The organism is Pseudomonas sp. RHF3.3-3 (assembly GCF_048069595.1).
Classification (GTDB): Bacteria; Pseudomonadota; Gammaproteobacteria; order Pseudomonadales; family Pseudomonadaceae; genus Aquipseudomonas; species Aquipseudomonas fuscovaginae_B.
Map to the genome: position 1 here is coordinate 4,443,575 of NZ_CP182250.1, position 21,745 is coordinate 4,465,319.

Genomic DNA, 21,745 nt, shown 5'->3' on the forward strand with positions numbered 1-21,745 from the left:
GCGCCCTTGTACTGGCGGAGCGGCATTTCTGGCCGGCTCGCACAGGAGGTTGAAGGAAAAATGGCGTCAATTAGCCATCACTGTTTCGGTATTTGAGAAACTAAATCATCCGCATGGCAGTGGCTGACACGGCAAGCGGGGACACCCCCCGACATCTGTCCCGGGCTGGAGGGGTCTTTGCGGAACTTTTTGAGAGGAGGGAGTGAAGGGTCGCCCAAGGCGGATCGTCGGAATGCCGCCCACGACAAGCCGGCTCCGACAGGGACCGCGTCATGCCCGGAATGAGCGCATGACACGAGCCCCGTGGGAGCCGGCTGGCTGGCGATAGCGGTCTTGCTGCCACCGCGCAGCAAGTCAGCGCAGCGTCACCGCTACAGGCGACGCTTGCGGTTCAGGGTCGGAATGGTGGTCGCCGGCACCTGTACCTGCTGCACGCGGCCGACGGACTTGGCCGCCAGTGCCGCCAGGGTCGGCTGGCTGAACACCTCCCGCGCATCGGCATTCAGTCCCGCCTGGCGCATCCGCGCCACCAGACTGACCGCCAGCAGCGAGTGCCCGCCCAGCTCGAAGAAGTGGTCGTTGCGCCCTACCCGCTCGATCTTCAGCACCTCGGCCCAGATCTCGGCCAGGGCGATCTCCACCGGACCACGAGGCGCCTCGTAGTCGCGACTGATCACCGCATCCTGGCCCGGCGCCGGCAAGGCCCGCCGATCGAGCTTGCCGTTGGGACTCAACGGCAGCACGTCGAGCTGCACGTAGGCCGAAGGCACCATGTAGTCCGGCAGCAGCCCCAGCAGGTAGCCACGCAGCGCCTCGATCGTCGGCACCTGGCCGGCCACCCGTGCCGTGAAGTAGGCCACCAGCCGCTCGTCACGCATCAGCACCGCCACTTCGCGCAGCGCCTCATGCGACAGCAGCGCCGCCTCGATCTCGCCCAGTTCCAGGCGCAAGCCATGCAGCTTCACCTGGAAGTCGTCCCGGCCGAGGAACTCGAGGTTGCCATCGGCGCGGTAACGCACCAGGTCGCCCGTCCGGTACAGGCGATCACCCGCCACGAACGGACTGTCGATGAAGCGTTCGGCCGTCAGCTTCGCCAGGCCGAGGTAGCCGCGGGCGACACCGACACCGCCGATATGCAGTTGCCCGCTCACCCCCAGTGGTACCGGCCGATCATGGGCATCGAGCACGTACACCCGGGTGTTGCAGATCGGCCGGCCGATCGGCAGTTGCAGCGCCGGTACCGGCGCGCCCGGCTCCAGGGTCCAGGCGGTGCTGTCGACCGTGGCCTCGGTCGGGCCATAGACGTTGTGCAGGCGCACCTGCGGCAACTTCGCCTGCACCGCCTGGGCCAACGCCGCCGTCAGTTCACCACCGCCACAGAAGACGTCCGTCAGGCTGGTGCACTGGCTGACCTCGCCCTGCTCGAGGAACTGCTGCAGCATCGCCGGTACGAACTTGATCACACGGATCCGCTGCTCGCGCACCAGGCGCACCAGGTAGTCCGGATCGCGATGCCCGTCGGGCCGCGCCAGCACCAGGCGCATGCCGACGGTCAGCGGCCAGAAGAACTCCCAGATCGAACCGTCGAAACTGAACGGCGCCTTCTGCAGCAGGCCACTGTTGCCCATGTCCGGGCACAGCTTCGAACTCCAGTGCATCAGGTTGCACAGGCCACGGTGTTCGAGCGCAACGCCCTTGGGCGTGCCGGTGGAACCGGAGGTATAGATCACATAGGCCAGGTTCGACGGGCCGAGGTCGGCGATCACCGGGTCGCTGACCGGGCGGTCGTGCCAGGTGTTGCGGTCGAAATCGACCAGCGGGAGGGTCACCGACCCCAACAGGTCGCGCGTCGCCTGGTGCACCAGCACCGCCACCGCCGAGCTGTCCTGCAACATGTAGACCAGGCGCTCCAGCGGATAGCCCGGATCCAACGGCAGATAGACACCACCGGCCTTGACGATCGCCCACAGGCCGATGACCAGCTCCGGTCCACGCTCGACGCAGATCGCCACCCGCGTATCCGGTCGCACGCCCTGCTCGCGCAGATGGCAGGCCAACTGGTTGGCCCGTTCATTGAGCTCGCGATAGGACAGTTGCCGCTCGCCGGCCACCAGCGCCACGGCGTCCGGGGTCCGGCGCACCTGCTGCTCGAACAGGGCCTGAATGCATTGCTCCAGCGGGTGGTCGGCCTGTGTCGCATTGAGCTCGTCCAGCAGGTACCGACGCTCCGCCGGCGGCAGGATCGGCAAGCGGTCGAGGGCCGTGCCCGGTGCCCGGGCGAGGGCTTCCACCAGCCCCTCCAGGGCCGTTTCCAGGTAGTCCAGCACCCGTTGCGCACCCAGCGACCGCGGGGCTGTGGCCGCCAGGCGATAGTCCTCGCCGAGATCGTCGATCGACAGCATCACCAGGTGACTGACGATCTGCGCACTGTCCAGCAGCTCGACGCCGGTGTGCACCGCGCCCACCGGTGCCGCGGCACTATGCCGGTAGTTGAGCAGGCTGTTGAACAGCGGTGTGGTGGCGGGAACCGCGCTGCAACGCTGGGCCAGGGCCAGCGGCGCATGCTCGTGGGCCAGCAGCTCGGTCAGCCGCTGGTGGGTATGCCGCAGGGCATCGACCACGCTCTTGCCGCCCAGGTTTATCCGCAAGGGCAAGGTATTGATGAACATGCCCAGGGCCCGGTCGGCCCCCGCCCCGGCCTGCAAACGGCCCAGCAGCACGGTACCGAACACCACATCGTCACGGCCCGACAACCCGCCCAGCACCTGTGCCCAGGCCAGATGGTAGAGGCTCGCGGCGCTCACCCCCAGTTGCCGGGCCACACCGCGCAGACGCCGGGCCAGCTCGCCGTCCAGCGCCTGCTCCAGGCGTTCATGGTCCTGGCTGTCGCCCTGGCGCCGCTGCATCCCGAACGCCAGCGTCGGCTCCTCGACATCACCCAGCAGTTCACGGAAAAACGCCTCGTGCCCGGCTTGCCGCTCGTCCTGACGGACTTGCGCGACGTAGTTGCGGTACGGCACCGAAGATGCGAGCTGGTGCTCATGGCCGCGCATGTGCGCATTGATTTCCGCCAACAGCACGGCGGTGGACGTCGCATCGTTGATCAGGTGATGGAAACGCAGCAGGCCCACCCAGCGGCCATTCGCGGCATCTTCGGCGCAGGCCAGCGCCATCAGCGGTGCCTGGCGGATGTCCAGCGGACGCTGTACCGGGTCGAAACGCGCCAGCAACTGCGCACCGACGTCCCCCCCCTCGGCTGCCAGCTGCGGCATTTCAACCGCCAGCCGGGCCTCGCGCCAGACCACCTGCATCGGTTGTTCGAGGCCTTCCCAGGCCAGGCTGGTGCGCAGGATGTCGTGCCGCGCGATCACCGCCTGCAGCGCCTGGGCAAAGGCCTCCAGGCGCTGGCGATCATCGAAGGCGAACAACGCGTATTGCTGGTAGGGATCGCCCGCGGTGGCAGTCATGTGGTGATAGAGCAGCCCTTCCTGCAGCGGCGCCAGCGGATAGATTTCCTGCACGTTGGCGGCGTGGCCGGGGACGCCGGCGACGATCCGGTCGATGACCTCCTGCTGCAGTTCTACCAGGGCCAGCATCGACGGGGTAAGGGACTGGCAATCGGCTGCGACCCGGTTGGCGGGGACCTCGACGGCCTGGCGCGCCGTCACCGAGGCAGCCAGCGCCGCCAGGGTCGGCTGGCCGAACAGCACCTGGACATCGGCCTGCAGGCCGGCCTGGCGCATGCGCTCGACCAGTGCCACGGCCAGCAGCGAGTTGCCTCCCAGTTCGAAGAAATGATCCTGGCGCCCGACCCGCTCGACCTGCAGCAACTCGGCCCAGATCAGCGCCAGGGTGCCTTCGACCGCCCCCTCGGGCGCCTGGTACTCGCGGCTGACCAGCGCCTCGCTGTCCGGGGCCGGCAGGGCCCGGCGGTCAAGCTTGCCGTTGGCCGTCAGTGGCCAGGCGTGCAGTTGCACGTAGGCGCTCGGCAGCAGGTGCCCCGGCAGTTGGCCCTGCAAATGGCCGTGCAAGGTCTGCGCAGGCAGCGCCCGATCGGCGATAAACCAGGCCAGCAGGCGCCCGTCGCGCAGTTGCACCACCGCTTCGCGCACCGACGGATGGCTGGTCACCGCGGCCTCGATCTCGCCCAGCTCGACCCGCACACCGCGGATCTTCACCTGGTCATCGTTGCGCCCCAGGTATTCCAGGCTGCCGTCCTGGTGCCAGCGCGCCAGGTCGCCGGTGCGGTACATGCGCGCTCCCGGCTCGTCGCTGTAGGGGTCGTCCAGAAAACGCTCGGCGGTCAGTTCGGCACGGTTCAGGTAGCCCCGCGCCACCCCGGCTCCGCCGATGTACAACTCGCCGGTAGCGCCAATCGGCAGCAGGCGCCGCTGCTCATCGAGCAGATAGATCCGCGTGTTGGCCACCGGCCGGCCGATCGGCAGCACCCGGCCGGGCGACAGGGCGCCGGAGGTGGCGACCACCGTGGTCTCGGTCGGGCCATAATTGTTGACCACGGCGAAGCGTCGGGCCTGGCTGAACTGGCGCAGGCGATCGCCACCGATCAGCAGGGTGCGCAGGGTCGGGTGGTCCAGCTCGCGGCTGAAGGCGTATTCAGCCACCGGCGTGGGCAGGAAACTGATATCCAGCGGCTGCGCGCACCACCAGGCCAGTAGCGCGTCGAGGTCCTCGGCCCCTGCGGATACCGGCGCCAGGTGCAGGGTCGCCCCGGCGCAAAGCGTCGGCCAGATCTCCCAGGCCATGGCGTCGAAGCCGAACCCGGCCAGGCTGGAGACGTGGCTGTGCCGACCGAGATCGAAGGCACGGTTGTGCCAGTCCACCAGGTTGGACAGCGTCCGGTGCTCGACCATCACCCCCTTGGGCAGGCCGGTGGAGCCGGAGGTATAGATCACATAGGCCAGGTGCTGCGCACCGAGCCCGGTAACCTGCGGATTGGCATCGCTGCCGGCGTGCCAGCGCTGGCTGTCCAGTTCGATCAGGGGCACCGATGAAGGCGACAGGCGCGCCAGCAGTTCGCGCTGGGCCAGTACCGCCACCGGCGCGCTGTCATCGAGCAGGTAGCGCAGACGCTCGTCGGGATGGCTCGGGTCGACCGGGACATAGGCCGCCCCGGACTTGAGGATGGCCAGCAGCGCCACCAGCGTCTCCAGCCCGCGCCGGGCGACGATCGCCACCCGGTCGTCAGGGCGCACACCCAGCTCCTGCAGGTGGGCGGCCAGGGCGTTGGCGCGCCGGTTCAGCTCGGCATAGCTCAGCGAACGGCCCTGGTGCACCGCCGCCACGGCCTCGGGGCGGGCGGCGGCCTGTTCCTCGATACGCCGGTGAAGGGTCACGTCGTGGCGGTAGTCGGCCACGCTGTCGTTCCACTGCGCCAGCCGCCCGGCTTCCTGTGGCGCGAGCAGGGAGAAGGCGGCCAACGGCAGCCTGGCATTCGCCAGGCCCTGTTCGAGCACATGGATGACCCGCGCGGCCAGCGCCTCGACCTCCCCCGCCTCGAAGTACGCCGCGTCGTAGACGCAATGCATCCAGACCCGGTCGTTGAAGCGATTGCTGCGCAGGTGAATCGCCAGCGGCATCGATTCGTGACGGTTGGAAACCTTGACCGTGTGTGCCGGCACCTGCCCATAACGGTAGTCATGGTCATCCTGTTCATAGGACACCGACACCTCGAACAGTTGCGCGCGGTCCTCACGCAGCAGGCCCAGGCCGCGATTGAGTTCGCTCAGGGGAAAGCGCTGGTGACGCAGGTCCTGTCGCAGCACCTGGCCGATACCCCGCACCAGTTCGCCGAACGGCGTGTCGTCAGGGAATGCCAGCCGCGTCGGGCTGACCTGGGCGAACAGCCCCACGGTCGCCTTGAAGCGGGCATGGCTGCGATTGAGGATCGGCAACCCGACCACCCACTCGTCGCGCTGGTGGCTGCGGGTAAAGCACAGGTACAGCGCAGCCAGCCAGACATGAAAGGTCGAGGCCTGGCAGACCTTCGCCAGGTTCTGCATGCGCTCGTGCAACGCCGTGGGGAATGCCTGCACCACGCTGTCGCCGGGTGGCGTACCCGCGAGCGGACGCTCGCGATGACGGGGCAGCAGCATGGGCTCGGGGAGCGTGCGGTACTTGTCGAGCCAATAGTCGCGATCGCGCAGGTAACGCGGCGAGGCCTGGTAGAGCCGGTCCTCCTCGATGAAGTCGACATAGGAGGCCGCCGCGTCGGCGACCTCCTCGCCCCGCACCAGGGCGCTGTAGATCCGCCCCAGGTCCGCGAGCATCTGGCCAAAACCCCAGCCGTCGAGAATCAGGTGGTGCGCCTGGGTGCCCAGCAGGTAGTGGTCGTCACTCAGGCGCATCAGGAAAAACCGGAACAGCGGTGAACCATCCAGCGGATAGACCTGGGCCATCTCTTGCTCGACCCGTTCCAGCGCGGCGGCCAGCGGCTCGGCATGGTCGGCGAAGCAATACAGGGGGACCCGTACCTCCAGCCGCTCGACAAACCGCTGCTGCGGCAGGCCGTCGGTACCGGGCTGCAGCACCGTGCGCAGGGCATCGTGACGCTGTACCAGGAACTCGATCGCGCTTCGCAGCAGCGACGGATCCACCGCGCCACGCAACTCGACATAACCGCCAATGTTGTACAACGGCGAATCACCCCGACTCGACTGGTCCAGCCAGATATCCTGTTGAGCGGCGGTGAGCGGGTAAGGCACGGAAGCCGGACGGGCAGCCTCGGCGGCGGCCGGTGAAAAAAACCTTTCCATAGATCCTTCTCGTTGTATTGGCAGGGAAAATCCAGGCGGTGATCCCTCGATCACCACGCGCTGTCGGCGAAGACGACACGATGAGCAGGCGCTGATCGCTGGCGTACTCATCCGGGCCAGTGTGGACGGATTCGCCGGCCACGGCTTGCTCGAATCCCCCGAGTACATCAGCCCAATTCGCTGTAGGAAATCAGCTACAAACCTGGGTAAGACAATTCGGCGCAGCAACCAAACCGATCAAAATAGTTTTTAAAAATCAAAGAGTTATTTTTCATACTCAAACAGTGGCGGCCCTGACGCCGGGGCTTTCATCTCCAGCAATGCCCGCGCAGCCCAGGGTTTTTCCATGTCATTTTGTGTCCCGGTTTTCCATTACAGACGCCAGACTGATGTATAAGATTAAATCCGGTCCGTAATCCTCTTCAGGGAGAAGAGGCTTGCTTGCAAACACGGATGCCAGAGCACTCCCGCCCGGGTCCGGCTCAAGGATGATGACGATATGAGTCTTGGCAGTAGCATGACGAACCTTGAAAACTCCCACTTCTACTGTGAACTGGGGGAGCTGATTTCCAGTACCGGCAACGATCACTTCGCCGCCAACATGCTGCGGCTGGTGGACAAGCTGGTGCCGGTGGACCTGGTCGAACTCAGCGAGTGGACACTCGACGAGCGCCAGGCCAGCGTGCTCGATATCAAGCCTCTGGGTTGCGCCGCCCTCGAACAGGACCCTGCGCCCGCCGCCGTACTGCACCATCACGACAACAGTCCGCTGCTGGAAAGGATGACCGGGATGGACGACTCGCTGCTGATCCAGATGAATGCCGGTAGCCGAGGCACCCGGGACAACAACCACCAGTGCAACCTGGTCTCGCGCACCGCCAATCGGCGCTGGGTCATCTCGTTCTGCCGCCCGCAGGTGCGGCCGGTGTTTTCCCTGAGCGAACTGTCGTTCCTCAAGAACCTCTCCGATACCCTGCTGCCACTGACCGAACGGCACGCCTGGATCAGCCGGCAGACGGCCGCGAGAGCCGTGATGAATACCCCGCCCGCGGCTGACGTCGAGCTGGAACACAAGCCACTGGAGCAGGCCTTCGACGAGCGTCTGGCGCTGGAGCAGGTCGTGCTCTCGGCCAGGGAAAAGGAGGTCTGTCTCGGGCTGCTCAGCGGCGGCACCATTCCGCGCCTGGCCGAACAGCTTTGCGTGAAGAACAGTTCGATCGAAACCTACCTCAAGCGTGCCGCCAGCAAACTGGGTGTCAGCGGCCGACACGGACTCGCACGATGGATGGCCCGAGCGTGAAAATGAACAAGTCGCCGATCTCCCTGCTGCTCATGGCACTGCTGCTCGGCGGCTGCTCGCTGATACCGGAGTATCGGCAACCCGCTTCGCCCAGCGCCGCCCAGTTTCCGTCGGGGCCGGCCTACGCAGCGCCATCCGCGGCCGACGCCCAGGTCGCGGCGGGCGCCGACTGGCAACAGGTGTTCCAGGACCCGTCGATGCGCCAGCTGATCGCCCAGGCCCTGGACAACAACCGCGACCTGCGCGTGGCCGCGCTGAACGTGGAAGCCTTCCAGGCACAGTACCGGATCCAGCGGGCCGACCTGTTCCCGGCGGTGTCCGCCAATGGCAGCGGTACCCGCCAGCGCGTACCCGGCAGCCTGACCGGCACCAACAAGTCGGCGATCACCTCGACCTATTCGGCGAACCTGGGCATCAGCGCCTATGAACTGGACCTGTTCGGCCGGGTACGCAGCCTCACCGACCAGGCGATGGCCAACTACCTTGCCACCGAGGAGGCCCGCCGCAGCACCCACCTCAGCCTAGTGGCGAATGTTGCCAACGCCTACCTGACCTGGCGCGCCGACCAGGAACTGCTGGCGCTGAGCCGCAAGACCCTGCAGGCCGACGAGGAAAGCCTGAGCCTGACCCGACACAACCGCGACGCCGGCAAGATGTCGACCCTCGATACGCTCCAGGCCCAGACCAGCGTCGAAAGCGCCCGCGCCAGCGTGGCCCGCTACCAGCGCCTGGTGGCCCAGGACCTGAACAACCTGACCCTGCTGGTCGGCGGACCGGTGCCCGATACCCTGCCCGGCCTGCCGCTGGCCAATGACCTGGTCGCGCAGGTCCCGGCGGGCCTGCCATCGGATCTGTTGCAGCGGCGCCCGGATATCCTCCAGGCGGAATACAAGCTCAAGGCGGCCAACGCCAATATCGGTGCGGCCCGGGCGGCGTTCTTCCCCAGCGTCACGCTGACCGCCAGCACCGGCACTTCGAGCAAGGAACTGTCCGGACTGTTCGAGGCCGGCTCCGGCGGCTGGACCTTCCAACCGCAGATCAACCTGCCGATCTTCAACGCAGGCGCCCTGCGGGCCAGCCTGGATTACGCCAAGTTGCAGAAAGACATGCTGGTGGCGCAGTACGAGAAATCGATCCAGACCGCCTTCCAGGAAGTCGCCGATGGACTGGCGGCTCGTCAGACCTACCACGAACAGCTCAGTGCCCAACGCGACCTGGTGGAGGCGACGCAGACCTACTACGACCTGGCCCAACGCCGCTATCGCACCGGAGTCGACAGCAGTCTGGTATTCCTCGACGCCCAGCGTTCGCTGTTCACCGCCCAGCAGGGACTGATCAACGACCGGTTGGCGCAACTGGTGGCCCAGGTCAACCTGTACACCGCACTGGGTGGGCCCTGGGCACAGCCGGCCAACAACCTGGCACTGTCCGATGCGCGACGCTGAATCCGGGGGGCGGCCCCGCTCACGCTGCCGCCCTCTTTCAGTCCAGAAATTCCATGTCCACCCGATCGATCTTGGGGACGTTTTCGCAAAGATGGTTTTTCAGCATCCCCAGCATCTTGTTGTCACGAGCCCGGTCGGGCCAGACCAGATAGTAGCTGTCGCCGGTACGCACGGCTTTTTTCGATGGCAGCATCAGGGCGCCCTTGAGCAATTCGTCGCCGACCAGCGCCAGGTCACCGATGGAAATGCCATGCCCCTGGATAGCGGCGGAAATGCCCAGTTCCAGGGTGTCGAAGATCTTGCCCTTCTGCCAGGACACGGCCCCGATCAGCCCGGTACTTTCCAGCCAGCGCTGCCAGTCGCGACGGTCCCGGGAAGGATGAATCAGTCCGGCGGAGAAAATATGACCGCCCTGTAGTTCCAGGCGCTCGATCAGTTGCGGAGAACAGACGGGGACCAGCCACTCGTCAAACAGCTTGATGTAGTTCCAGTCTCCCGGAAACACACCCGAGCCCAATAACACCGCACAGTCGAAAGGCTCTGAGTCGAAGTCGACGAAATCGACATCCATCCATTCGCTGGTCAATTGCACCTGATCGTCGGGATGCAATTCATTGAATCCGTCCAGCACATTCAACAGCCAGCGCATGGTCAATGTGGAAGGCGCCTTGAGTCGCAGTGCCTGTTCCTTGCGCGCGGTGGAGAGACAGGCATGTTCGATGATCCTGAAACCTATTTTCAGTTCCTGGGCCAATAGTCGACCCGCGTCAGTCAGAAAGATCTTCGGTCCCTTGCGCTCGAACAAAGAACAACCGAAGTGTTCCTCCAAAGTTCGAACGTGCCGACTCACGGCACTCTGGGTAATACACAGATGATCCGCCGCAGTGGTAAAGGAACTGAAACGAGCCGCCAGTTCAAAAGCGCGCAAGGCGTACAGCGGCGGCAAGCGGTTGAGAACTTCACCGTACGGATCATGATAAATACTCATCCTTACCCATCCCTATTTTCTGTTTTTTCAAGATAAAGAACTGCTGGATAATTTCGAACATTCATAAGAGAGCCAACTAACTATAAGAATCGGCGCACAGACCAATCCCAAAAACACAAATTGCGCACAAAGAGATGCCTGCCGCGATCCCTTTTACCAGCCTGAAACGACCCACGAACTCCACACAGAAGAACACTCGACATGCGCAATTCCACCCTTCTACTGCCCGCTACTACCCTGGCTGAAAAGCTGAGCCCGGAAACCCAATCCACGCTGCTGGATTTCCGCCTGAACAGTAACAAAAGCGGTTATATAGTCCTGAAAAATCAGCCCATCGGCGACATCCCCCCAACTCCAACGGATCGTTCCGTGCTAGATAAGAAGTGCAACATCAGCGAACAAACAATTCTATCAGCAACAAGCATACTAGGGGAGCCAATAGGCTATATTCAAGAGTCTGACGGAGCTCTCGTAAACAATTTTTTCCCGCAAAAGAAGTTCTCCGCACAAGCAACTTCCGACAGCTATGACACCGAACTCGACCTGCACACCGAGAATGCCTTCCACGACCAGTCGCCGGACTATCTGATTCTCCTCTGCCTGCGTCAGGATCCTGCTGCACAAGCCATCACCTATATCAGTTCGGTCGATAACATTCTCGATCGCCTGAGTGCTGCGGATATCGAATTCTTTCAAACCGAAAAATATAACTTCCTTTCTGATTACGGCGTGAAAGAAAAGAACTGTCGAATCGATATAAACAGGAAGCAGACCGTGCTGTACGGCAATCCGCAATGGCCCTCCTTCCGTTTCGACCCGCACTTCATGGTCGCCGCCAGCGGCCTGGCGCAAGACAAGATGCAGCAGCTGCGCCGCGTGGCCTGGGAAGTGGCACAGCCGGTGGCCCTCCAGGCCGGTGACCTGCTGGTGATCGATAACCGCAAAACCGCCCACGCCCGCAGCGCCTTCTCCGCGCAACTCGATGGGCGCGATCGCTGGATTCAAAGAACCTTCGTCATGTCCACCGAGCACACCACGCCAGCTCGCAAGCACAAGCCACGGCTGACGCTGGTAACACCTTCATGAAGACGACGGACCTGGACCACGGGGTGCCGGACGACAGCCTGAAATCACTGGCGGCGTGAACAATTCATTGTGCCGTGGCAAGGGGCATTCGCTGTTCATGCCCCCTCTATCGGTAATGAGTTTTTATGCCTTAAACAGAAAAATGGCGACACACGGGTAAAGTCGATGAACGCACAGAAGTTGTTCCCACACATTGGAAAAGTTATTGCAAGTACCGGCAGCAGCCACTTTCCGCGCCTGCTTCACGATCTGATTCTGACCCACCTTCCAGTGGACGCCACGCATATTACCCAGTTCCCTGCAGAACCGATCGGTAATCTTTCAGACAACCTCTCGAAAGTATCTTTCGACAATAAAAATCGTGACACAAACTGGACCTCTGCAGACACCTCCCCGCCGATCTCATTGACTGACGACTTGCTCGCCGGATACAACTCGACACAACGCCTGGCCAGCTTCGCTACTTGCCGACAGAGCATCCCCCAGGAGCATGATTTCTCTTCAGACAATTCCGCTGAACTGCACTTGAGCAGCAACAAGAAAGACTACCGCTACGTTATCTCGCTGTATCGCTGCAATCCTTCGCAGCACTTTTCAGCACAGGAACGCTCCTCCCTGCATAACTTCTCTCACTTGCTGCTGCCCCTGGTGGAAAAACATATCAGCACCATTCGCCAACCCGCCCGTCGCCGCGAGGAACCGGTCTTTGATCTGGATGGCCAGTACCACCGTGGTATCGAAAGCCTGCGCCAGCGCTTCGACCTGCGCCTGTCCCAGTCCGGCTTGAAACTGTCATCGCGGGAAACCGAAATCTGCGTCGGCCTGCTCGCCGGCCTGACCGGGCCAGAGCTGGCAAAACACCTGGGCCTGGGGGTCAATACGGTGGAAAGCTACCTCAAACGGGCCGCCATCAAGATGGGAATAAGCGGGCGCCATTCGCTGATCCGCTGGATGCACGCCAGCGAACGCACTGCCGGGTGACTCACGCAGGCCACCCGGCGGGCCATCCCGCGGGCGCCTTGCGCAGTACCCGCAGAACGCTCGAAGTCGCTGTATCGATGCTGCCCCTAGAGTCTGAAAGAACCCTTTCGCTACAACTTTTCAAATGAATTTCTGCTGAACGATTCTTTTCTCCCAATCAGCCTTGCGGGACTTTTCCAGGCCTGAAAAGTTCCACTTCGCTGATGACTTGCCAAGTCTTTCCCGTCTATACCCGAGAGCCTCCCCAGGGGCAAACCGGACAGCCAGTCGTAATCCCTTCCGTCAGCTGGCATGAAATAACCGGGCGACTGCCATCCAATACCGGGACAACTTCCCGATGAAACATTTGCATGCCCCGCTACAGCATCGCAAGATCATGAATCGCCATCTGTTCATCGAAGCCCGGCCGGCTTGAATCAAACCGGCCTTATCGATACCGGCGGCGACCCGGCTGTCGCTCGACAGTTGCAGGAATACATGAGCGTTACATCACTCGACTGAACCTTCATTCGGGATTTGTTATGCGCGAGCAGCGCTATCTGTTGGCAACCTGTTGTTTCACCAACCGTCATAGGGTGATCAAGTAATGGAAGAACTCAGCTACCTCAGGAAAGTCGAGTCGAATGCGCGCACTTATGCAGCGACATTCCAGCAACTGTTCGTCAGCGGCAAGGGCATGCGGATCAGGGACGCCCATGGCAAGGAATACCTCGATTGCCTGTCCAACGCCGGAACCCTGGCCCTGGGCCACAACCCGCCCCCGGTCAAGGCCGCAGTCATGGAGTTCCTCGCCGGCGATCACCTGCAGCAAGGCCTGGATCTGGCGACGCCGGCCAAGTACGCGTTTGTCCAGGAACTGTTCTCACTGCTGCCCGACGCCATGCGCAACACCAGCAAGATCCTGTTCTGCGGCCCCACCGGCTCGGATGCCGTCGAAGCCGCCATCAAGCTCGCCCGCCACTACACCCGGCGTTCGGCCCTGATGGCGTTCCAGGGCGGCTACCATGGCATGACCGCCGGTGCCTTGTCGGCCATGGGCAATCTGCGCCCCAAGAGCAACCATGGCATCATCGCCCAGGACACCCACTTCCTGCCCTTCCCCTACCGCTTCCGTTGCCCTTTCGGCACCAGCGGCGAACACACCGAGCAGTTGTCCATCGACTACATCCGCAATGTGCTCTGCGACCCCGAGGGCGGCGTGACCAAGCCGGCGGCGGTGATCGTGGAAGTCATACAGGGCGAAGGTGGCTGCATCCCGGCCTCGGCCAACTGGCTGCGGGAACTGCGGGCAATCACCCTCGAACAGGAAATCCTGCTGATCATCGATGAAGTCCAGACCGGTCTCGGCCGAACCGGCACCACCTTCGCCCTGGAACAGGCGGGCATCGTCCCGGATATCCTGGTGTTGTCCAAGGCCATCGGTGGCGGCTACCCACTGTCGGTTATCGTCTATGCCGACCACCTCGACACCTGGGGCCCGGGCACCCACGCAGGAACCTTCCGCGGCAACCAATTGGCGATGGTCGCCGGCGCCGCGACCATGCGCCATATCCGCGAAAACCGACTGGAGGCCAACGCCTCGGCGATGGGCCAGATACTCGAGAATGGCCTGAAACAGATTGCCCAGCGCCATGACTTCATTGGTGACGTGCGCGGGCGTGGCCTGATGCTCGGCGTCGAAATCACCCGCCCCGGCGTCGGCGGGCGTGCGGGCCCGGGTGATGGCCAGCGCGCACGGGAGATCAAGCTCAACTGCTTCGAGAACGGTCTGGTGATCGAAACCGGTGGCCGCCACGGTGCGGTGCTGCGCTTGCTGCCGCCGCTGAACATCACCGAGGCCGATATTGGCCAGGTGCTCGAGCGCTTCGAACAGGCGGTACGCAAGACCTGCGACAAACGCCGGCACGTGCTCGGCGAGATCGCCTGACCCCCGGCTCCAGCAACCCACGATCCAGCCCGGATCCCCGCCATGCCGCCGCCGTCCGGCGCGGCAACATTCAACAGCGTTCAACTTCGTACGCGAACGTCATGGATGGCAGGGGTTCGGACCATTTTCCTTGCGCAGAGGTTGTAGGCATATCCATACATAGAGAAGGAAAAATAACAGTTCTTCATGTAAGCGATGACTTACAACAACAACCCTGTAACAAAAATGTCATCTCTTAGTCCAGCCCCTCCGGCCAGAAATATTCTTTCAAATCAATACATTGATATTCCCAAAAGGCCTTCCCAGGGAGCGTTTTCACCCTTTTGAATATATTCATCATATAAAGAGCCAGGTTTTTGGCGTCGATTCCGCGTCTTTTCTGTCCCAGAATTCCGCTACAGACACTCGATTCCCATATGGATTCAAATTCACTCCAATTGCTGAATCGCTTCGTGAAGTCGTAGGAACGTAGGGCTTGCACCGTATGGCAACGGTCTTTGGAAGGTTGCCAGGGTGCTGCACCTGAACAGGTAAACAGGAATGAACCGAACCAGCAGTATCCTGAATTTGGAAAGTGCCCGCTTCTATCACGAACTGGGCGAACTGGTCCTCAATGTAGGTCAGCAACACTTCGCCGAGGGTCTCTATCGCCTGGTCACGCAACTGGTGCCGGTCAATGCGGTGGAGTTGAGCGAATGGACCGTCGACGACCGCCAGGGCCGTGTCGTCGACATCCGCCTGATGGGCGGGGCCGGCGAGCCGGAAGACATTCCGCCGCCGAGCAACGTCAGGCACCCGAGCGAACACCCGCTGAGCAAGGACATCCTCGAGATGGATCACCCCTTGCTGATCCAGGTGAACGCCAGGCCTGCCGTGGCCGGCAGACCGCGCAGCCATGCCGAGTACCACCAGTGCTGCCTGGTGTCGCTCAAGAGCAACCGCCGCAGCCTGATCTCGCTGTATCGCCCGCTGCACCAGAAGACCTTTTCCCTGACGGAACTGTCGTTCCTCAAGAGCCTCTCGGAAACGCTCCTGCCGCTGATCGAGCGCCATGCCCAGATCACCCGCCAGTCGCTCCAGAAGCTCGGGACCTGGCTGCCCAACCCGGCCGCGGAAAACGAACTGACGTCTCTGCAGCGTGACTTCAAGGAACGCCTGGCGCTGTGCGACATCACCCTGTCGGTCCGCGAGCAGGAGGTCTGCCTGGGCCTGCTCAACGGCGGCACCGTGCCGGAGATGGCCGAAAAGCTGTGCGTCAAGAACAGCTCCATCGAAACCTATCTCAAGCGCGCTGCCGCCAAGCTGGGGGTCAGTGGCCGGCATGGGCTGGCCAAATGGATGGTCGGTACCCCGGTGCCCATGCAGGCCTGACAGTCACCCTTGCGTTTACCCTGCCGCCGCTCTGCGCACTCGTGCAGGCGGGTCCTTACTGGAGCGACAACCATGAGCAAGTTCGAGCCGGGCCAACACGTAAGACTGCGTTCGGGAGGGATCCGGATGGTGGTCAAGCAACCCGCCCAGGCCGGCCAGTTGCCGGACAGCACCCTGGTGCACTGCGAGTACCAGGCCAAGCACCGTACCGTGCAGGGCTTCTTCGCCGAGGCCAACCTGGTGCACGTCGGCACTGCGCCGCAGCGAAGGAGCGACCCTCAGGAACGCCCCGAGTCCTGAGCCACCCGACCCGCCGCCTGGCGAGCTGCCACGGCGCCATCCGTCAATCATGATATCGTCACAATCCCCAGACACAATGATCGCAGTCAAAGGGATTTGACCCATCTGCCGAAAGCCCGCTCCTGAACCAGGCGGGCTTTTCGCTTTTCATGCACCCGGAACACGGATGCCTCGGGCCGCAGCCCGGCGTCCTGTCCGTCAAGGGCCGTGCGCACCGACGAAAACCAGGGTGCGGCAGGCCTGCGTCACGCTGCGTCCAGGCTGCCCGCAGAGCCGTGCGAGTCACTCAATGGGCGAAATACACCCGATAACCTTTCGATATGAACCAACTAAGGGCACAATGCGCGTCCTTTTTTTGGCTAGCCCTGCCGGAGGCCTCGAAATGATCAAGACGCCGTACTACCTCATCGACAAGCAGAAACTGCTGGTCAACCTGCAGAAGATCGCCTACGTGCGCGAACAGTCCGGGGCCAAGGCGCTCCTGGCGCTCAAGTGTTTCGCCACCTGGTCGGTGTTCGACCTCATGCAGCAATACATGGATGGCACGACGTCCTCGTCGCTCTACGAGCTCAAGCTCGGCCGCCAGAAGTTCGCCGGCGAAACCCATGCCTACAGCGTGGCCTGGGCCGATGACGAAATCGGCGAAATGCTGGAGAACTGCGACAAGATCATCTTCAACTCCATCGGCCAGTTGCAGCGCTTTGCCCAAGCCTCGGCGGGCAAGACCCGCGGTCTGCGGGTCAACCCGCAGGTGAGCAGCTCCGACTACCTGCTGGCCGACCCGGCCCGGCCGTTCAGCCGCCTGGGCGAATGGGACCCGGCGAAGATCGAGCAGGTCATCGGGCAGATCTCCGGCTTCATGTTCCACAACAACTGCGAGAACGGCGACTTCGGCCTGTTCGACCAGATGCTGGGCACCATCGAGGAACGCTTCGGCCACCTGCTGCACAAGGTCGAATGGGTCAGCCTGGGCGGCGGTATCCATTTCACCGGTGAAGGCTACGCCCTGGATGCGTTCTGCGCACGGCTCAAGGCGTTCTCGCAGAAGTACGGCGTGCAGGTCTACCTGGAGCCGGGCGAAGCGGCGATCACCCAGAGCGCCTCGCTGGAAGTCACCGTGCTCGACACCCTCTACAACGGCAAGAACCTGGCGGTGGTCGACAGCTCGATCGAAGCGCACATGCTCGACCTGCTGATCTACCGCCTCAACGCCAAGATGGAGCCGAACGACGGCAGCCACACCTACATGGTCTGCGGCAAGTCCTGCCTGGCGGGTGACATCTTCGGCGAATACACCTTCGATCGGCCGCTGGCCATCGGCGATCGACTGTCGTTCATCGATGCGGCAGGCTACACAATGGTCAAGAAAAACTGGTTCAACGGCCTGAAAATGCCGTCCATCGTAGTGAAACAACTCGACGGTAGCGTCGAGACGGTTCGTGAGTTCAGCTACGACGATTACCTGTCCAGCCTCTCGTAAGCTGGCCGTCCCAAGGAGAAATGAGCAAATTGAAGAAGAACGTACTTATCATTGGTGCAGGAGGTGTCGCCAAGGTGGTGGCCCACAAGTGCGCGCAGCACAACGATGAACTCGGTCGTATTGCTATCGCGTCGCGCAACATCTCCAAATGCCAGGCCATCATCGACAGCGTCAAAGCCAAGGGCAGCCTCAAGCAGCCCGCCGACATCAAGGCTTTTGCACTGAACGCCCTGGACGTCGAAGCGACCAAGGCGCTGATCCGCGAGACCGAATCGCAGATCGTCATCAACGTCGGCTCCGCGTTCCTCAACATGTCGGTACTGCGTGCCTGCATCGATACCGGCGTGGCCTACCTCGACACCGCCATCCACGAAGAACCGGGCAAGGTCTGCGAGACCCCGCCATGGTATGGCAACTACGAGTGGAAGCACCTCGAGGAATGCCAACAGAAGAACATCACCGCCATTCTCGGCGTAGGCTTCGACCCGGGTGTGGTCAATGCCTATGCGGCCCTGGCGCAGCAACAGTATTTCGACCGCATTGACTCGATCGACATTCTCGACGTCAACGCCGGTTCCCATGGCAAATATTTCGCCACCAATTTCGATCCCGAGATCAATTTCCGCGAATTCACCGGACAGGTGTGGAGCTGGCAGAACAGCCAGTGGACCAGCAACACCATGTTCGAAGTCAAGCGCACCGACGACCTGCCGGTCGTGGGCTCGCAGAACCTGTACCTGACCGGCCACGATGAAGTGCACTCGCTGTCGAAGAACCTCGACGTGCCCAACGTGCGCTTCTGGATGAGCTTCGGCGAACACTACATCAACGTGTTCACCGTGCTGAAGAACCTCGGCCTGCTCTCCGAGAAGCCGGTCAAGACCGCCGAAGGCCTGGAAGTGGTGCCGCTGAAAGTGGTCAAGGCCGTGCTGCCCGACCCTGCCTCGCTGGCACCGGGCTACACCGGCAAGACCTGCATCGGCGACCTGGTCAAGGGCACCAGGGATGGCCAGCCACGCGAGCTGTTCATCTACAACGTGGCCGACCATGAGGACGCCTACGCCGAAACCGACAGCCAGGGCATTTCCTACACCGCCGGCGTACCGCCAGTGGCCGCCGCCCTGCTGGTCGCCCGTGGCGAGTGGGACGTGCAGCGCATGGCCAACGTCGAGGAACTGCCAGCCGAGCCGTTCCTCAAGGCGCTGGACGTGATGGGCCTGCCGACCCGCATCAAGGACGAGCGCGGTGATCGCGCCTGGGACGCTATCGCCTGATCGCTGCCCTGCCGGGCCTCGCCGAGGCCCGCGTAAACGAAAAACGCCCCGGCCGTTGCGGTCCGGGGCGTTTTTCATTCCAGTACCCGGTCGATGCGGGCGCCCTGGCCATTCATTACATGACATCACTAATGATGTTCTTGAAAGCCGATTTATCTCATCCAGGCAACTCAATAGATTGACCCCACTGCCTGCCGGTCATCCCGATCGGCCGGTCACTGGAGAGTTGTCATGCCTTTCGTCAACGTGCGCATCACCCGCGACGGCGTCACCCGGGAGCAGAAGGCCCAGGTCATCGCCGAAATCACCGAAACCCTGCAACGGGTGCTCGGCAAACGTCCGGACCTGACCCATATCGTGATCGAGGAAGTCGACACCGATAACTGGGGCTACGCCGGCATCACCACTACCGCCTACCGCGAGCAGTTGGCCCGGACCTCGTCGTGACCACCGCGCGCCACCGGCTGCCCCCTCCTTTACCGACTACAGAGGTTTCATCATGAGCAATGCCAGCAAAGTCGTCGTGATTACCGGCGCTTCCCAGGGGATCGGCGCCGAGGTGGTCAAGGCCTTCCGCGCCCTCGACTACCGGGTGGTCGCCACCTCCCGCTCGATCCAGCCGTCCGACGATCCGGACATCCTCACCATCGCCGGTGACATCGGCGAGCCGGCCACCGCCGAACGGGTGATCAGCGAAGGCCTGGCGCGCTTCGGCCGCATCGACAGCCTGATCAACAACGCCGGGATCTTCATCGCCAAGCCCTTCACCGCCTACACCCCGGCCGACTACGCCAATGTGCTGTCGGTGAACCTCAACGGTTTCTTCTACATCACCCAACTGGCGGTCGCACAGATGGAGAAACAGGGCGGTGGTCATATCGTCAACGTCACCACCAGCCTGGTGGATCACGCCGTCGACGGCGTGCCCTCGGTACTGGCCTCGCTGACCAAGGGCGGGCTCAACTCGGCGACCAAGTCACTGGCGATCGAATACGCCAAGCGCGGGATCCGGGTGAATGCGGTCAGCCCCGGCATCATCAAGACGCCGATGCACGGCGAGCAGACCCATGCCGCGCTGGGCCGGCTGCACCCGGTCGGGCGCATGGGCGAAGTCGGCGACATTGCCCAGGCGATCGTCTACCTGGAGTCGGCCGGATTCGTCACCGGCGAGATCCTGCATGTGGATGGCGGGCAAAGCGCCGGCCATTGACGGGCGCAACCGGTCACCCGCCCTGCGGTCAGTCCGCCGCCGGGCGAGTGCTGCGGGACAACACCTGCGCCAGGATCTCCGCCAGTTGCGACTGGCTGTAGGGCTTGAGAATCCGCGGCAGCTGGACGGCCATGTCATCCAGGTGCCCGGAGTAACCGGTGGCCAGAATGATCGGCAGTTCCGGCTGCAACTGGCGCACCACCTTGGCCAGTTGGGCCCCGTCCATTTCCGGCATGATCATGTCGGTGATCATCAGGTCGATGCCCGAATGCTGCTCCAGACACAGCAGCGCCTGGGCGCCGGAAGTCGCGCAGAGCACCCGATGCCCCAGATCCTCGAGCAGCAGCACGGTGCTGTTGAGCACCAGGCTGTCATCATCGACCAGCAGCACCGTCAGCGGCTTGAACAACGGCTGTTGCCGGCCCTCGGCCAGTGGACGGACTCCCGGGTCGGCCTCCTTGTCCACCGGCAGCCAGAGTTCGGCGGTGGTGCCCTGGCCCCTGGTGCTCTTGAGGACCAGGCGCCCCCCCAGTTGCTCGGCCAGACCGTGGACCATCGACAAACCCAGACCGGTGCCCTTGCCCACCCCCTTGGTGGTGAAGAACGGGTCGGCGGCGTAGGCCAGGGTGCGCTCGTCCATGCCCTCGCCGTCGTCGCTGACCGACAGGCACACGTACTCATCGTGAGGCAGCCTGTCGACCTTGCCGTGAACTTCGGCGGCGATGCGGATGCTGCCACCCGTCGGCATGGCGTCGCGGGCATTGCTCACCAGGTTGAGCAGGGCCAGTTCCAGCTGGTTGATATCGGCATGCACCGGCGGCAGCGCCTCGTCCAGTTGGGTCAGGACCGTCACCTGGCCGCCTGCCGAACTGCGCAACAGCTCGATGAGGTTGTCCAGCAGGAGTGGCAGGCGGACCGCCTCGGTGCGCAACTCCTGGCGCCGGGCGAAGGCCAGCATGCGCTGGGTCAGCGAGACGCCGCGCGCGGTCCCCTGCAAGGCATTGTCCACCAGCCGGGAGAGCCGCACATCACCGTCGACCCGCTTGCTCAGCAGTTCGAGGTTGCCGCGGATCACCGTCAGCAGGTTGTTGAAGTCATGGGCGATACCGCCACTGAGCTGGCCGATGGCCTGGAGTTTCTGCGACTGGAACAGGGCTTCGCGGGCCAGATCCAGCTCCTTCTGCGCCTGGACCGACTCGGTGATATCACGGGTGATCTTGGCAAAGCCGAGAATCTCGCCGTTGTCGGCGCGGATCGGGTCCAGTATCACATGGGCCATGAACCGCGTGCCGTCCTTGCGCAGCCGCCAGGCCTGCCTCTCGAAGCGCCCTTCGGTCGCGGCAACCGACAGCGCCCGCTGCGGTTCACCGTTGGCCCGGTCCTCGGCGGTATAGAACATGGCGAAATGCTTGCCCACGACCTCCGCCGCCGTGTAGCCCTTGATACGCTGTGCGCCCTGGTTCCAACTGCTGACATTCCCCTGCGGATCGAGCATGTAGATCGCGTGATCGGTCAAGGCATCGACCAACAAACGGAAACGGTCGCCATCGGTCACGCTGCCAGACAGGGGTTGATCGGACATGGGGGCCTCGACGGGTATTTTTGCGTTA

Annotated in this window: 14 protein-coding genes; 11 read left to right on the forward strand and 3 right to left on the reverse strand. The window is 63.1% G+C overall.

Translation table 11 applies throughout. The features are described from left to right. Nucleotides 1–371: 371 nt before the first annotated feature. Entirely contained in the window at nt 372–6,773 is a 6,402-nt protein-coding gene (locus tag ACMGT0_RS19580) for an amino acid adenylation domain-containing protein (RefSeq protein ID WP_416769360.1), read from the reverse strand. 499 nt (nt 6,774–7,272) lie between these two features. Here ACMGT0_RS19580 and ACMGT0_RS19585 point away from each other — a divergent pair, with 499 nt between their 5' ends. Both ACMGT0_RS19585 and ACMGT0_RS19590 read left to right on the forward strand, forming a co-directional pair. Continuing rightward, nucleotides 7,273–8,073, forward strand: a complete 801-nt coding sequence (locus tag ACMGT0_RS19585; RefSeq protein ID WP_054058103.1) for a helix-turn-helix transcriptional regulator — start codon at nt 7,273–7,275, stop codon at nt 8,071–8,073. Nucleotides 8,074–8,075: 2 nt separating this feature from the next. Beyond that, a complete protein-coding gene (locus tag ACMGT0_RS19590) occupies nt 8,076–9,518 on the forward strand; it encodes an efflux transporter outer membrane subunit (protein ID WP_416773516.1) in 1,443 nt (480 codons plus the stop codon). Nucleotides 9,519–9,555: 37 nt separating this feature from the next. Here the strand turns inward: ACMGT0_RS19590 and ACMGT0_RS19595 are convergent, their stop codons facing one another. Next, the gene (locus ACMGT0_RS19595) at nt 9,556–10,506 is read right to left on the reverse strand and encodes a LysR family transcriptional regulator (RefSeq protein ID WP_054058105.1); all 951 of its coding nucleotides are present in this window, start codon (nt 10,504–10,506) and stop codon (nt 9,556–9,558) included. A gap of 201 nt (nt 10,507–10,707) precedes the next feature. On the opposite strand from ACMGT0_RS19595, the gene ACMGT0_RS19600 reads away from it, so the two are divergent. The 9 genes from ACMGT0_RS19600 to ACMGT0_RS19640 all read left to right on the forward strand — a co-directional run bounded on the left by ACMGT0_RS19600 (nt 10,708) and on the right by ACMGT0_RS19640 (nt 20,135). Beyond that, nucleotides 10,708–11,592: a TauD/TfdA family dioxygenase gene (locus tag ACMGT0_RS19600; protein WP_416769363.1), complete on the forward strand. Its 885-nt coding sequence runs from the start codon at nt 10,708–10,710 to the stop codon at nt 11,590–11,592. A 165-nt stretch (nt 11,593–11,757) separates the two neighbouring features. Continuing rightward, the gene (locus ACMGT0_RS19605; RefSeq protein ID WP_416769365.1) at nt 11,758–12,573 is read left to right on the forward strand and encodes a helix-turn-helix transcriptional regulator; all 816 of its coding nucleotides are present in this window, start codon (nt 11,758–11,760) and stop codon (nt 12,571–12,573) included. A 586-nt stretch (nt 12,574–13,159) separates the two neighbouring features. Beyond that, complete coding sequence (locus ACMGT0_RS19610; RefSeq protein ID WP_054058108.1) at nt 13,160–14,500, forward strand: diaminobutyrate--2-oxoglutarate transaminase family protein; 1,341 nt, start codon at nt 13,160–13,162, stop codon at nt 14,498–14,500. A 540-nt stretch (nt 14,501–15,040) separates the two neighbouring features. Then, nucleotides 15,041–15,871 (forward strand): helix-turn-helix domain-containing protein, encoded by an 831-nt coding sequence (locus ACMGT0_RS19615; RefSeq protein WP_054058109.1) that lies wholly within the window; start codon nt 15,041–15,043, stop codon nt 15,869–15,871. 72 nt (nt 15,872–15,943) lie between these two features. Then, nucleotides 15,944–16,171 (forward strand): hypothetical protein, encoded by a 228-nt coding sequence (locus tag ACMGT0_RS19620; protein ID WP_054058110.1) that lies wholly within the window; start codon nt 15,944–15,946, stop codon nt 16,169–16,171. Nucleotides 16,172–16,553: 382 nt separating this feature from the next. Further along, nucleotides 16,554–17,651, forward strand: coding sequence for a carboxynorspermidine decarboxylase (locus ACMGT0_RS19625; RefSeq protein WP_054058111.1), 1,098 nt, complete (start codon nt 16,554–16,556; stop codon nt 17,649–17,651). Nucleotides 17,652–17,680: 29 nt separating this feature from the next. Next, nucleotides 17,681–18,925, forward strand: a complete 1,245-nt coding sequence (locus ACMGT0_RS19630; protein ID WP_054058132.1) for a saccharopine dehydrogenase family protein — start codon at nt 17,681–17,683, stop codon at nt 18,923–18,925. A 231-nt stretch (nt 18,926–19,156) separates the two neighbouring features. Continuing rightward, on the forward strand, nt 19,157–19,372 hold the full coding sequence (locus ACMGT0_RS19635) for a tautomerase family protein (protein WP_054058112.1): 216 nt from the start codon (nt 19,157–19,159) through the stop codon (nt 19,370–19,372). Between the two features lie 52 nt (nt 19,373–19,424). Beyond that, complete coding sequence (locus tag ACMGT0_RS19640; RefSeq protein WP_054058113.1) at nt 19,425–20,135, forward strand: SDR family NAD(P)-dependent oxidoreductase; 711 nt, start codon at nt 19,425–19,427, stop codon at nt 20,133–20,135. A gap of 28 nt (nt 20,136–20,163) precedes the next feature. Here the strand turns inward: ACMGT0_RS19640 and ACMGT0_RS19645 are convergent, their stop codons facing one another. Beyond that, the gene (locus tag ACMGT0_RS19645; protein WP_416769369.1) at nt 20,164–21,717 is read right to left on the reverse strand and encodes an ATP-binding protein; all 1,554 of its coding nucleotides are present in this window, start codon (nt 21,715–21,717) and stop codon (nt 20,164–20,166) included. Nucleotides 21,718–21,745 lie beyond the last annotated feature (28 nt).

Coding starts and splice junctions, on each gene's coding strand:
- ACMGT0_RS19580 (WP_416769360.1), bottom strand. CDS start 6,773: ATGGAAAGGTTTTTTTCACCGGCCGCCGCCGAGGCTGCCCGTCCGGCT.
- ACMGT0_RS19585 (WP_054058103.1), top strand. CDS start 7,273: ATGAGTCTTGGCAGTAGCATGACGAACCTTGAAAACTCCCACTTCTAC.
- ACMGT0_RS19590 (WP_416773516.1), top strand. CDS start 8,076: ATGAACAAGTCGCCGATCTCCCTGCTGCTCATGGCACTGCTGCTCGGC.
- ACMGT0_RS19595 (WP_054058105.1), bottom strand. CDS start 10,506: ATGAGTATTTATCATGATCCGTACGGTGAAGTTCTCAACCGCTTGCCG.
- ACMGT0_RS19600 (WP_416769363.1), top strand. CDS start 10,708: ATGCGCAATTCCACCCTTCTACTGCCCGCTACTACCCTGGCTGAAAAG.
- ACMGT0_RS19605 (WP_416769365.1), top strand. CDS start 11,758: ATGAACGCACAGAAGTTGTTCCCACACATTGGAAAAGTTATTGCAAGT.
- ACMGT0_RS19610 (WP_054058108.1), top strand. CDS start 13,160: ATGGAAGAACTCAGCTACCTCAGGAAAGTCGAGTCGAATGCGCGCACT.
- ACMGT0_RS19615 (WP_054058109.1), top strand. CDS start 15,041: ATGAACCGAACCAGCAGTATCCTGAATTTGGAAAGTGCCCGCTTCTAT.
- ACMGT0_RS19620 (WP_054058110.1), top strand. CDS start 15,944: ATGAGCAAGTTCGAGCCGGGCCAACACGTAAGACTGCGTTCGGGAGGG.
- ACMGT0_RS19625 (WP_054058111.1), top strand. CDS start 16,554: ATGATCAAGACGCCGTACTACCTCATCGACAAGCAGAAACTGCTGGTC.
- ACMGT0_RS19635 (WP_054058112.1), top strand. CDS start 19,157: ATGCCTTTCGTCAACGTGCGCATCACCCGCGACGGCGTCACCCGGGAG.
- ACMGT0_RS19640 (WP_054058113.1), top strand. CDS start 19,425: ATGAGCAATGCCAGCAAAGTCGTCGTGATTACCGGCGCTTCCCAGGGG.
- ACMGT0_RS19645 (WP_416769369.1), bottom strand. CDS start 21,717: ATGTCCGATCAACCCCTGTCTGGCAGCGTGACCGATGGCGACCGTTTC.